At 51.6% G+C, this 13,713-nt stretch carries 10 protein-coding genes; all 10 read right to left on the bottom strand.

Annotated elements, in window-relative coordinates; all coding sequences use genetic code 11:
- Window positions 1–175 precede the first annotated feature (175 nt).
- The 10 genes from BM200_RS16385 to BM200_RS16340 all read right to left on the bottom strand — a co-directional run bounded on the left by BM200_RS16385 (window position 176) and on the right by BM200_RS16340 (window position 13,712).
- Window positions 176–3,742: a glycosyl hydrolase family 18 protein gene (locus BM200_RS16385; RefSeq protein ID WP_245773075.1), complete on the bottom strand. Its 3,567-nt coding sequence runs from the start codon at window positions 3,740–3,742 to the stop codon at window positions 176–178.
- Between the two features lie 372 nt (window positions 3,743–4,114).
- Window positions 4,115–4,807, bottom strand: a complete 693-nt coding sequence (locus tag BM200_RS30410) for a glucosaminidase domain-containing protein (RefSeq protein WP_245773049.1) — start codon at window positions 4,805–4,807, stop codon at window positions 4,115–4,117.
- 30 nt (window positions 4,808–4,837) lie between these two features.
- Entirely contained in the window at window positions 4,838–7,615 is a 2,778-nt protein-coding gene (locus BM200_RS16370; RefSeq protein ID WP_139230791.1) for a DUF2190 family protein, read from the bottom strand.
- A gap of 4 nt (window positions 7,616–7,619) precedes the next feature.
- Window positions 7,620–7,958 (bottom strand): hypothetical protein, encoded by a 339-nt coding sequence (locus BM200_RS16365; protein WP_091187416.1) that lies wholly within the window; start codon window positions 7,956–7,958, stop codon window positions 7,620–7,622.
- 3 nt (window positions 7,959–7,961) lie between these two features.
- On the bottom strand, window positions 7,962–8,135 hold the full coding sequence (locus BM200_RS30045; protein ID WP_175532897.1) for a hypothetical protein: 174 nt from the start codon (window positions 8,133–8,135) through the stop codon (window positions 7,962–7,964).
- A gap of 19 nt (window positions 8,136–8,154) precedes the next feature.
- Window positions 8,155–9,318, bottom strand: coding sequence for a hypothetical protein (locus tag BM200_RS16360; protein WP_091187414.1), 1,164 nt, complete (start codon window positions 9,316–9,318; stop codon window positions 8,155–8,157).
- Between the two features lie 11 nt (window positions 9,319–9,329).
- Window positions 9,330–11,390 (bottom strand): DUF4815 domain-containing protein, encoded by a 2,061-nt coding sequence (locus BM200_RS16355; protein ID WP_091187413.1) that lies wholly within the window; start codon window positions 11,388–11,390, stop codon window positions 9,330–9,332.
- A 13-nt stretch (window positions 11,391–11,403) separates the two neighbouring features.
- The gene (locus BM200_RS16350) at window positions 11,404–11,919 is read right to left on the bottom strand and encodes a hypothetical protein (RefSeq protein ID WP_091187411.1); all 516 of its coding nucleotides are present in this window, start codon (window positions 11,917–11,919) and stop codon (window positions 11,404–11,406) included.
- Window positions 11,920–11,973: 54 nt separating this feature from the next.
- On the bottom strand, window positions 11,974–12,705 hold the full coding sequence (locus BM200_RS16345) for a hypothetical protein (protein ID WP_091187409.1): 732 nt from the start codon (window positions 12,703–12,705) through the stop codon (window positions 11,974–11,976).
- A complete protein-coding gene (locus tag BM200_RS16340; protein ID WP_091187408.1) occupies window positions 12,702–13,712 on the bottom strand; it encodes a baseplate J/gp47 family protein in 1,011 nt (336 codons plus the stop codon). The genes BM200_RS16345 and BM200_RS16340 overlap by 4 nt, the downstream gene beginning before the upstream one ends.
- Window position 13,713 lies beyond the last annotated feature (1 nt).

Below are 13,713 nucleotides of genomic sequence, written 5' to 3'. Positions count from 1 at the left end.
TTGTTGATGTCATGATCCTAACGTACATTTTTAAACTGAATTTAAACGCATATGAAAATTGATGTTCTAATCTTAAGCTAAATAGTTTACCGCTAAATCAGTCTGCAGATGTATTGCCGTAAAGTCCGCAGCATGAAAACACAAAAACCGCCCGATCACTCGGGCGGTTCATCCATTAGTTAGACAGTCCGGCGGAACGGAGTGCCTTCATGACAAGCACTGTCGCCTGCTCTTTCGTGACGGGGGCTTGCGGAGCAAGACGGCTTGCAGACACACCGTTCATAATTCCACGTTCAACAAGTAGCGCAACAGAGGATGCCGCGTAGCCGGACACTTTGGTACGGTCTGTGAAACGGTTCAAAGTATTGGAATCAGCTTGTGCGGCAACCCCCGCGTACGCAAGTGCCTTCGCCACAATTACTGCCGTTTCCTCGCGGGTAATGGACGCTGTTGGATCAAAGAGACCATTCCCTTTGCCGTTGACCAGACCTGCTGCCTTCGCCGCAGCAACATCGGCAGCGTGAGCAGAGTCTGCAGATACATCCTTAAATGCTGTTCCCGCAGCAGTATAATCAGGCAGAATGCCAAGTGCTCTGACGATCAGCGAAGTCACTTCTGCACGGTTCAGCTCTCGTGCTCCGCCAAATTCGCCGCCCGATTCCGCTTTTACAAGAAGTTTTGCGGCTGCCTGCCATACATCCTGCTGCGCCCATGCAGCCAGCGTATCAGTGAAGGAAACATTTGTCTTTACCAGACCGTAAATGCTGTTGCCATTTCGCTTCAGATCAATGGTTACAGAACCATCGGCATTGTCCGTGAACAGAATGGGAACCGGCCTGAGCTCATCTGTTTCCGGCAGATAAACAACCCCGGCTGTTTGAGCTTTGTTGAAATCGGAGCCTTTCACAATAAAAGTATGGGTGAGGAGAGAAGCTCCAAAGTCCGTGATCTCATCGAATGTACCGTCAGCCTGCTTCCCTTCGATTATGAACGCCAGCGGAGCTGCGACAGGCGTAATGCTGCCTTGCTGCAGCAGCTTCGCCCATGTTTCGGTCACTCCAGACGCCAGAGCTCCGATAGAGATACGGATATCTCTCCCTGCTGGCAAGGCTGCTGCCGGAATGGTGAACGCCGAACCCTGCCAGCGTACGATGATGACCGACTTCTTGTCTTTGCCAGCTATTGCAGCCGTTATTTCTTTTGCCACCGTCAACTCGATCTGCTTGCCTTCCCCTTTAACGATAATCGGGAACTCGGATGAAACAGAGGAAGTAATTTCTTTCAGTGCCGCATCCATTGGAAGGCTGACAAGCAGCTTCTCGCCTTCTTTTGTCACTTGCGTATCCAATCCCTCTTGACCGGCAGGCTCAGACGGTGCATTCAACAGCTGGGCGGTTCTCGTTGCGAGCGGCTTACTGAAGGCCGATACATTCACAAGAGCTTCACCTTCTTTCTTGATCGCCAGCACCTCAATCGCATAATTCGTATCCGGTGTGAGGTCGGTAAGATTAAAGTCTGTTCCTGCAGTTGTGCCCGTTAATCCTTTATCTACATAGACCTCATAGGCAGTCGCTTCTGCAGCGGCATTCCATTTCACCTTCAGGCTGCGGCTGCTGATGGATACGGTCTCCAGTCCGGTTGGCGCAGACAGGGCATCCGCATCGGGAACACCTGTTACAGGAAGATCCTTCGCCAGCCGCGTTGTAAGTATCCGGTTGCGGTCACCGCTAATATCCCAGCTCATCACGCCGGACAAATCGAGCGACTTCGCAAGCGACGCGATATACATCATCGAAGATTCATCATTATAAGTTAGGAACACGCCGTTGTCTGCATTGTACAGATAAGAGACTTTGGCCTCATTATTCCAGGCATGCTCGTAGCCTTCATGATTCAAGTAATGTTCTTCAATATCGGTATAATCGAAAATACCATTCTCCCATGTGCCAAACGGTGCTGCACCCGTACAGGCCGCATATTGGCCGCCCGCTTCGCAGCCGTTCCAGCCTTTGCCATAGAAAGGAATGCCTATATTCACTTTATAATTAGGCACGCCGCCATTCAGATGGCCCATTACACCGCCAAGCACGTTGTTCCGTTTGGCGTAATCCTTCGGATGATTCTTGTCATAATAAAGCGGGGAGTTATGATGCGCCAGTGTATCCCAGCTGCCGCTGTAGTCGTACGTCATCATGTTGATAAAATCCAGATAGTCCGATGACCGGCCCAAATCCGAATTAGCAACAAAGTTATCTCCTTGACCCGAAGCAATCGTCTGCAAATAATATTTGCCGTCTTCCGAGCCGGCAGCATCCAGTGCTTCCCGAACAGCTTGTGCCATCAGGCCGAAGTTCTCCTTATCCAGCGGGCTTCGCGAATTATCATTCTCGCCGCCCTCCACCGGATACTCCCAGTCGATATCTACGCCGTCCAGCTTGTAAGTCCGGAGAAATTTAACGACGGAATTGGCAAAGGCGCGCCGAGTCTCTTCCGTGCTTGCCATATTCGAGAAGTTATTGGACCAGGACCAGCCGCCAACCGAGATTAGCAGCTTCAGATGAGGATTCGCATCGCGGATCGCCGCCCATTCTTCGAACAGCGCCAGATCCGACGAAGGATCACCAACAATGATTTCTCTATCAAAGACGTAATCCGTCTGCGTTGGGACCGAAGCGTTCTGGCAGGCGGCAGCACCCGACCCAAACCCTCTCCAGCACAGATCGGCAAAGGCTAGATTCACATGGGTAATCTGAGAGACTTCTACATCTGACGGGTGGAAGTTACGTCCTGTGCTGCTCGGAGACCAAAGCGTATAATACGAGACGATATTATAATCAGCTCCGGGAACTACGGTCAGCTCCCCGCTTTCCGGCGAACGCCAAAGCGTATTTTTCGCCACAACCTTAAAGCTGTAGCTCACTCCCTCTTGAAGTCCGGAAGCCACATACCGGTTATCGTCGCTTACGCCAAGAAGCTGTCCGTTCGCATAGATATCGTAGCCCGTGGCTCCCGCTGTCTCCGCCCATCCGAGTGATGCCGTTGATCTTGTTGCGGTTACCGCCTGCAGACCGCTCGGAGCTGCAAGCTCGCCCCATCTAATGCTTACGGCATTGCTGTTTGCCGATACCTTCGGCAGGTTCTGGGCTCCAACCTCGAACTGATACGCGGTTCCGGCTGTATTGCCGCCATCAGGAAGCGTATACGTGACCGTATTTGATCCATCCCACACTCCCTGCTTCCAGCCGCCGTTCACATATAAATCATAGCCGTTAGCTCCAGGACTGCCGGTCCACTTCAGCGTAATGCTCGAGTCTGTAACCGCTGTTGCATGCAGATGTCCCGGCGGAGCAAGAGGCGGCTCCGGATATTCGCTTGTATCCGGGGCTGTCGTAAACTCGATGACATTACTCTTGTATTCGAGCGACGGCCGATCGGCGAACCATGTAATGTATACACGGTAAGTCGTTTCCGGCGTTAACCCGCCGATTTCCTGTTTACTCCGGTCTCCCCAGGTCATCCACGCATGGGTATCGGCATTCCAGACATCGATATCATTGTTATTGGTTTCATCTCCGAGCAGATCCCATGCGATCTTAACCGAGTTATGCGTAATGATATCCGCTCCATTATCATCTTTGGCAACGCGCAGATTAGATGGCCCTGTCTTCACAGGAACATCAGCCCCTTCCTCCGCATGAGCATTTGGGGCAAACGCCAGTATACCGGTCAGTATCGAAATCACTAATAACAAGGGGAGATTCCAAAAAGATCTTCTCATCATGGATAAATGCAATGATTTCACCTCTATTGGATTTGGATTAGAATCTGGATTTGTAGTCGGCTCGCTGCTAAACTCCGCTGCAGATCATTCGCTCCATTGCGTCAGCAATCTTCCCATTCACCACCCCATGTTAGTTAGTGTCATTAAAGTTATTAATTTCTAGTAAATCTATCATGGAACAGGAACGGGGATTTGCTAAGGTGGAAATTTCCATTATGAGGGGATATTATAACGTTATAAGGTTTAGAGGAGGGGGAATATATGATGATATAAAAAAGAAGACGTTCCTCCCGCCATTGGAGAGATAACGTCTTCTTCGATTGCAGATCCTTTCTATTTCTTCGTAAGGTCAACCCGCTTCTCTTGCCCGTTCCATTGCACCTTCGCCCCAAGCGCTTCGGCCAAGGTACGAACCGGAACGTAAGTGATGCCTTTGGAATCATCATATAAGCCATCATCGATTTTTTTGCCGTTGACATAGACCGTAATGGATTCCATATCCTCTTCCACTTCCTCTGATTTATTATCGGACCGAGTATCGGATTGGATTTCTAATTGGAAATCAAAAGCTCTCAAGTTATTAGACTTGATAATGGACAACAGCTTGGCGGCATAATCAGGATCGGTAGCGTAACCGCAGGCATACAGAGCTGCCGTCTGCTCTTCCGGCGTTTTCGCCGCCCGGACGCGGTCGTATCGGCTCTTGGCAAAGAGCAGATCCTGGTCTTTATAGAAATCATAGACGGAATCATAAACCCGCCAATCGGCCTTCTGTGTGACCCTTTTCCCGTCATACACCTCCCAAGTGGACGTACAGACGGTGCGGCCTTTCCAATAAGCATTAGGTATTCCGCTGCCGACCTTATAACCGCCAAGATTATTCCATTCATGAATTCGCCCGCCGGTCTCCAGCCAATTCTGCGCTAGTCTTACGCTTGGCAGCAGCGGCGAGCCTTCCTTCCACACCTTCACGACGGTTGCCGACAGAAATTCGAAAAACGCCTGTTTATTCAGTTGTTGCGTCATATGCAAGGCACCTCCTTCCGATTGTTACGATTATTCGATCAAGAGTTCATTTTCCGTGATGGCAACTCCGACTTTGCTTCCCGTCGGATAGTCAGACAAGCTGCCGTCCTGCCCATTGTAATAAGAAGCGCCTGCCCGCAGCGTGGAAGCAATCTCCACAATTCCCCGAATAGCAACTTCCACATGTTGTCCAGCAGCGCCATCCGATACGGCTACCCCAAGCGGTGTCAAATAAGGCTTACCATAGGACAGACGTTCTCCGTCACTATACGCGGTCATATAGATCTGGTTGCCATCCGGATCCGCGCCTATGCAGAAATACTGCTGCCTGCCAAGCGGAAGAAATACAGGCAGCGTGCCTTCCGAGCATGGGAACGGGTAATGCCGGTCTTCCGGATTTGAACCCGTGTTCATATCGAGCAAACCAAGAAACATCGTTTGATGCGGATCGGCAAGCGTTGGTCCCCTTCCGTTCTCCCATCTGGCCTGATAGAATACCGCGGCTTTGCCGTCAGCACCAACTTCGATATTTACGCCTGAAGTTTTCCGATTTACCGATCTTGTCTCCGCATACTGGAACAGCTTATTGTTAGCGAAACGGTATGGCGTAAGCTCCAGTAATTCCCCATTTGTGTTATGAGTCGTCACCTGGATAAACCCGCCTCTGCCATCGGCGATGATTCCTCTTGTTGTACGGTCATTTAGCTCGAAATACTTATCTGCCAGCTTGCATAATAAGCCGTTATCGCTTACCTCTACAACAATCATATTGGAATCGGTGTGAATTGCGGCCTGATTTGGACCAATCAAAGCGGCTGTAGCCTTCATTCTTTGATAATCCAGGTACTCGACCTGATCGAGAGGCGTAAAAGTCACGCTGGCATCACTAATCAGGAAGCGGATTACTCTTGCTGTAACGGAGAAATTCGGAGTTACTCCAACATGAAGCAAATAACCGTTTTCAAGCTTTAAAAATTGACTGGTGATATACATCTCTGACACATTAAAGCCGGTTGTTGTTTTTCCGCTGAGTCCTGTACTTGTAATACTGCCCGTTAATAGTTTCAACTCTTCGTACGAACTCCCTCTGTTCAACTGCTTGGAATCATAGGAAGGCGTAATGCGCTGTTTATATTGAAGAGCTATCACGCCGGTTGCCAGCTCTACGATGGACAGATTATCGACATGGCTGTAAGAGAACGTATGGGATTGTATCGGCATATAACCGCCTTCAACCGGCTGGAGAACAGACAGCTTGCCATGCCACGTATCCCGCTCCCGATAAGCGATAACCACATAGCCGTTAGACAAGACTATAGACGCCGTGCTTCTGCTGACTAAGTTATGATCGCCGGTTGCCGAATGAAATTCGCCGATGCCGGAGCTAATAAATCGGACCGGAGACCACCCGCAGCGGAACAGCTTCAACCTGCCTTGGCCTGCGGCAATAAACCCGCTTGCCGCATAAGGACAATAGATGAAGTTGTAAGCATTGGCACCTCTGTCCCATATATTAATCAGCTGCTCTTTCCAGTTGAGATCGTCGATTATATTCTGGTCAGGCGCCATCTTGAACATTAAAGCCTGGGTATAGGCATAATCCCGCTCAGGCTCATGGTTAAAAGTAAGCACAAACAAGGACTGACCGACAGCAGTCAGCGTCAGTTTATTGCTGTACATACCTTTGACCGAGGTCAGGACGGCTTTGCCTGTAATCTGCTTGATGTTCCCGTCTTTGGTATCAAAGAGATTCAGGACCAGTGCCCCGGATTCCTTATAGCAGACAGCCGTCACGAAGCGGTTATCCGATATTCTCACCGCATCGTAGAAGGAGTCCGTCACATTGCCGGTTGATGGCCCTCCGTTAACCGGAATATTCGCCGCCTCTCGTAAGGTGATGGGATGGAAGGTCAACGTTGTATCAAGCTTGATGCTCAAAATGAAATGGACCGGAGAAAGCACCCAATGCTTAAGCTCCGCTTGCCAGCTTCCTGCCGTACTGATGACGGACTTCTCGCCAAGTGCAAGCATCTCGCCGTTCCAATTCATCATTCTCGTTACAAGAGTGCCCTTCGTCTCCGAATCTTTTACCCAATAGCTGGTTGCGAACATGCCTGCCGAAAGCTTGCTGAAGGCAAATTCCGAAGTCAGGTTTGCTGCGGAATCTATCTCGGTGGCATCCCCTTCAAAGGTGATGAGATCGTTCTGGCCGATGTTACATACAGATGCCTTTAACCTCCAAGGCGCTGCTTTCGTGCAATGCCATACCAGGAGGAACTTGTTATCGCTCAAACTCTCAATCGCGGTCATTGAGCTTGAATACAGCTCTGTCCTGAACGGCTCGCCAAGCTGCAGGCCACTATCGTTCCACCTGATCGTCTGCATCGTCCATAACGAGGTATTGTGTTCCAAATAACAAAGGACGCCGATTTCTTCCGAGATCGGCTTGAATTGGAGCTGATTTATGCCTTCTATCCCATAGATCGGCAGTATCTTTACTGCGGATACAATTAGTCCGCCTTCTTCTGCCTCTACCCGGTAAACGGATATAAGCTTTTGCGTTGTACCGATATACAGATAACTGCTCCCGCCAATCGGATGGAGAACCATGCTGTACTCCTCGCTGTTCAGATAGAGAACATCCGGACTGAACCGGGGCAATGCATCGACAGGCAGCTCGGCATTCCGGTAAAGCTCGTTATTAAAAATGGTAACGACGTCGCCTTTCTCAATCGACTCCCCCGGCGCAACCGGGAATGCGCGCCGAATGGAAGCCGTACCGCCGCCGCCGCTCATAAGACCTTTCAAGGAGCTATACACCCGGGATCACCTCAACTCCGGATATATCAAGCGACAAAGCGCCGGCAACTGCTTGAGAAGCGGCTATTTTTGTCCCTTTCGGCAATACCGTTTCGAAAGAGAATTTCACCGTATCCTCACCGCTGATGCTGGTGCCTATCCGCTGTGTTTCCGCACTGGCTGTTTTGCCCGGACGGATAATGTACAGCTTCAGCTTGGCTCCCATATTGGTCGTGTTATGTATAACAATGCTTTTCAGGATCGTCTTCTGCTGCAGCGTCACAAGATCCGTCAGTGTCATCCCCGGCTGTCCCGCATACAGGTCTACTGCGGAATAGACTTCATAAGCCATTTTCTATCCCCCCATCCACTGCAGACATAACGCGTTGCTGATCTTCACGTTCATTTCCTTCTTAAGCTGCTCGAGCTTCTCATCCGTTTCATCCAGTGCCTGATTCACCTTCTGCGCGCCGGCATACAAGCTGTCCGGGGCAGCCGGATCCAAATTAATACGGTTCGTCTTGCTCATCGTCACTCCCCCGCTCCTCTTAGGATAACGTTACCATCAGCCGCTTCGCCCGCGGCGTCTCCGCCTGGCTGTTTACCGAATTTGACTGTTTAATCCGGATCCTTACTTTCTGCGAGGCAGCAACCGTTGCTTCATATTTGAACTGCGTATAAACGCCAAGCTGCTGGCTCACTCTGCCTGTCGGGAAAGCTACCCAGGCGTTCCCCCCGTCAATACTGTACTCCACGCTTTGCGTAGTGCCTGACGGAGTATGGAAATCGACGTAAACGGTAATCTTCGTAAAATTCTCGTTCGTGAACCATTCTTTGCTGACATACGTTCCGTTTGCCTTATAGGACAAGGCACCGGCACCAATCGCACTGGTCTGGATAACCGGTGAGCTCTTGGCATTGCCTGTCAGGAGAGCGCGGACATAAACATCCTCGGTCATTGTCCCAAGCGCGGTTGCGCCTGCATCATTCAATGCATACCAGCTCGTGCCGTTTGGCGACCATTGCCACTGCAAATTGCTGCCCTGCGGAACTACCTGGCTTGTCGAGAGCAGCAGCTGGGATACGGCAATCGGCAGCGGCAAAGCTCCGAAGTTTATTTTCCCGGCCGGCCTCTTGAACTCCGCCGCATACAGCCGGAACTTCAGATCCATGTCCTGGTGAGGGGTCCAGGCTGTAGCGTTAGAGCTGGAGAATAGAAGTCCAACCGTATAAGGCTGGCGGGAGACGATATTGCCGCTGACAAGATCCTTGCCGCTCATCCTCGCTACAAAAACCCGGTATTGGCTGGAGCCAGTTAATACAACAACCGCATACTCCACATTCGGCTGAAGTAGCACCGGATCGCCAAATACAAACTTGGTAGGCACATCCCCCTTCAGCGACACCTTTACCGAGCTTGCTTCAAGCACTTTAGAGGCAAGCACGGTCGTGCCCGGATAGCCGTTTACCACATTACGAAGCTGAACGGTAACAGGCTTGGCATGATAGGTGCTTCCTCCCGATGAATCCATATCCCTTGTCTCGAAGAACAGCTCTATACTTGTAACGAAACGTTCCTCCGGCAGCAGAAAGGTTTGGGCAAGCGGATCAATCTGATTCCACCACGGCACCTGCCAGAAGGTCTGCTCGATAATCTGCTTCCGGCCGACACCGACATAAGATGTTCTTGATTCATTCTGAATCTGGACCAATTCTACCCCTCCTAAACGTAGTTAAAAATACGTACTTCCCTCGTACCTGTCCGGATATTAGGCGGAATGGCAAAGGTAGCGATAAATTTGCCTGCGCCATTGGCCTTCATTGTGCCCGGCTTGGTCCCCGCTTCATAACCGTTAGCCGGAACAAGGGATACTTCCACGCCGTCGAAGGTTGCCTGCAGGTTGCTGCTGTTTGGCTCGAAGCCTTCCCCGTATACGGTGACAATCCGCTGGCGGATGAACGGAATGTTCTCGTCCAGAATGACGCGGGTCTCCGACCGGTTCCCGGTCCACCACGCATCCCACCAGCCCCATACCGTCTGATAGACATAGGAAGTTTCCACCCAGGAATCCTGGGAAGGAGTCAGCCGGATCGTCGCCTGGGAGCCGAATACCTGATACGGATTGACATTAAGAGCCTCGGTCCCATAGCTCTGGTCAATAATAAGCTGCTCCGTATAATCAAGGGTCAGGAGACGTTCATGCTGCTTCACCGAATCCAGGCTTTCAACTTCCATCTGCACGAACAGCTGATTCACCGGAAGCTGCAGCGTCTGATTAGCAGGATCTATCATGGCGTCGAAGCCTCTCTCCAGATCGGCACGCTCAAAGTTCGTGAAGTTATCGGTGAAAAAGCCCTTCTTGAATGTGGCCGGATCGGAGATCTGGGCCGTCCGGTCCAGCTCCAGCATCGCCTGGTTATACTCCGCCCGCTCCAGCCGGTCAAGCAGGGAGCGAAGCTCCAGCATCGTCAGCCGCTTCGGCTTGTTGTTGACAACAAGAACGTCTGAGCTTGCGGGCGGATATTGCAGCTCGCCAAGCTCCAGAACATCCGGCGGTACCGGAGGCGAAGGCGGATGAACGTCCGATTGGCCGGTCACAATCTGAATCTGCCCGTCAGCAGTCAGATAAAATACATCTTTGCGGGATAAATAATAATCGTATGTAACGTTGAAGATGGAGCCGGCAACCGGCAGGTCGCCGCCAAGCCAGGTAACCTCGCTTTTCCCTTCTTCCAGCTTGTAATCCGTGCCCTGCACCATCTGCTTCATATATTCGAAAGTCACTTTGTACGTCTCGCCGATGCTCGGCCGGGCTGTACCAATCGACCAGTCCACGCTGTTCTCCGTGAGCTGATAATCCTTGCCCTTTACATAGGTTTTCGCCCCTTGCACGATGCTCACAATATCAACAACAGCATCCGCGGGCAGTGCATCCTGCGCAGTAGAGCCGCCTCTTGTCATGCTAATATCCGGGAGCTTCACCCTTGCGGTAATCTCCTGAATCGCCTTCACCGGCTTGCTGTTCAGCGAATAATGGGTCGTGCCGGCTACGAAGGTTTTCACTTCATCCGATACCCTGCGTGAATCCTGCGACTTCTTCAGCTTGATCCGGGTCGGAACCAGTCTATTAATCTCGTAGCCCAGCACGTAAGCTTTGCCGGCTTCTATAACTAGCGTCACATAATCGCCTTCCGCCGGTTCAATAAAACCGTCCATGCCCGAGACCAGGAAGCTGCCGCTTGTATCATAGGTTCTTCTCGCGAGGACTGGCGTGAAGCCTTCGAGCTCCGGCGGAACCTTGGCGGTAACCACTTCCCCGTCGGACAGCCGGTACATCGGGATAGAGGCCGCGTCATTCAGCACCCATTCCGGAGTTACAACCAGCCGGTCCATACCCGGCGAGCCAAAATTTGCGTACCCTACTGCCGGATCAAGCAGCTCTTTTTGCATTTCATAGGTGACCGTAGAATACGTGATCTTAAGGCCGATAATCTCTTCGCCAATGCCTGCAATCGGAATTCTCTTCTCGCCGATATCATGGATAACACCGTCGAAATAGACAGTTGCCGGAAAAATAATGACCTTCTTCTTGTCATCCTGGACATAGATCTGTCCGCCTTCAATAATATGGCCTGAGCCAAAAATCACGTCGCCCATCCGCTTATCCCGGTGAAGGGAGAGCGACTGAATCTCGTTTAATTCCGCCGATTGCAGCCGCCTGCCGCTTTGCGCCTGCAGAGCAACCCAGCGTTTGTCCGGGGCGAAACGATTGTATACACTCATTTATGCGCTCCTCCTAGAATTCCACAATAAATTCAAGAAACTCCCGCTGGTCTTCCGTCCGATGAATCGGCGAACGGTTATTGACGACCAGCGCATAACCGTGGCTGCTTACTTCCTCTGCGGTAACGGCAAGCTTTCCGGGCAGCGTAGCTTCTGCCAGGACAAGATCCGTTACAATAGCGCTCTGACGGTAACTGACAGCCGGCAGTTCGGTTCCTGTTATCCAGGCAGCTACATAGACCCAGCGGACAAGGCTCTGCATCGCCTCTTCTTCGCTAATGATCGTCCACCGCTGCTCGAACTGGACGATATCTCCCTCCGGATCGGGTATGACGAAACGGACCTTCTCGGCCTTCTTGTAGCCGATCGGCTCGCTAAGCTGTGAAGAGCCGGATACCTCGGGCACATTGTCGGATTCATTCCATGGCTCCTGCTTGCCGATTCCGATCCAAATATTGTCGGTACGAACGAGATGAAGCGCCTGAAACGCCCGCATCCCGGCAACCGAAGCCGTATAACTCACTCCCATGTATGACTCCTCCTAAACGCTTCCGTGCGATAATTCTTACTTTGTAAGCATCTCCTAAGATTTTGCTGGAACAATGGTTACAGCGGACTGCTGAATGCGCAGCTCCTTCTCTGTAAAGTACAGCTGATCAGTGAAGAACACTCCCGGCGACCACCAGGCACCACGCTGTGCATCGGCTTTGCTGATGCCGAGGTACAGGGATGCTGCAATACCAGTACTCACCTTATAACCGCTGACCTCTTCATAACTCAGCTTCGTTTCCCGGTCCGGCCCCGGATATAGGCTGCGCAATGTACCGGTCTTTGGAGTATCCAGCTTCACGTACTGCTTCATCGTGACCGCCAGCCAATAGTTGAAGCCCGCAAAGCCGCTGATCTGAATGAGCTTTCGAACAACCTCGACCTGCTCCGGGTTCACGTAGATGGCTGTTATTAACGGGCCAAAAAACTCGCCGTCCGGGAACATCGCATCATCGCCGGATAAGGTATAGCCGTCATCCGGGCTTAACCGGAATGTCTCAAGAGCGGACAAGCCAAGCGCATTAATCGTCTCCCTGTTTAAAGTACCGGAAGAACGCAGCTTGGCAAGCAGCGCCCCGCGGTCTTCCTCCTGCAGCTCCTGCTTCCACAAATACAGCCATTCTTCCGGCGATTCGGATAAAAACAGCGAATGCAACAGTCGCCCTTCCACATCAGGAATATCCGGCGCCGCTGCATCCATAATGGCATTCATCTGCCTGCTCTCGTGATAATAGTCAGGCAAATATTGAATAAGCGGCGAGGTCACAGAATAATCACCTCCGCCTGAAGGCTCCGGTCAATTGGCAGCTCGAGATTTTCCCGCGGCTCTATGATCGAAGCATCCGTTGCACCGGCTGTAATTAAAGCCGCTACAATCTTGGACAGGTAGATCGTTCCGCCAATATCCACCTTGCGCAAATACGCATGTACCGCATTTTTTGCGGCTGCCTCATTAAGCCCGATCACCTTCACCTTAATGGTCATCGGCTCCGGAATGACCGGCTTCACGATGACATCAACGCCAAGCGGCTTCTTCAGCTCAATCAGCTTCTGCACCTCGAGACATACATGCTCCAATTCACCATCCGCCCCGACGACCACATCAACGGTACCAAGTCCGCGGCTGCAGTTAATGGCTTCGGCGTAGGTAACACCGGTAACGGACAATGCCCAGCGCTTGTAATCCGACTCGGTCCCGCCATGCTCGGGATTTCTTTTCTGATACAAAATACGGCCCCGCAGCGATTCATCCGGCTCCTGATTCAAGCCGCCGACAGCAGGGTTTATATTGTTAACCGTCCAAATGTCCTTCACCGGATCAAACAAGAGACGGATCGTATCCGCATTGACATTGCCAATTACGCCGGGCTGCTTGCATCGGGCCGTCACCTTTGCGGAGCCCTGGCTTTCGATGACAGCCTCCGCGGTCGTCGCAAAGGAAATATCCGAATTCTCGATGCCTACCGTTGTCCCTTCCGGAATAACGGCATTCACAATACCGGTAAATGTCAGCTCGACCCATGCAGCTGCCGCTGGCGTCCGGTCAAGACCGTAATCCTTGGCGATAAGATCCAGGAATTTGCCTTCGGCGGTGACGGCAAAGGCCTGCTCCAGAATGCTGCGGAACTTGCTCTCCTCAATCCAAAGCTGCATCGCAATTGGTGCAAGCGCATCGTAAATGATAGAGCCTTCGCTTTTGTCCAGCCCGTTGTCGACGCGGTCCAGCAGCTGCTGCAGCTTCGACTCAAAGCTAAGCGTATTTGTACCGTCCAAG

It is taken from the genome of Paenibacillus catalpae (assembly GCF_900112695.1).
Lineage (GTDB): Bacteria > Bacillota > Bacilli > Paenibacillales > Paenibacillaceae > Pristimantibacillus > Pristimantibacillus catalpae.
This window is presented reverse-complemented; position numbering and strand designations above follow the sequence as displayed.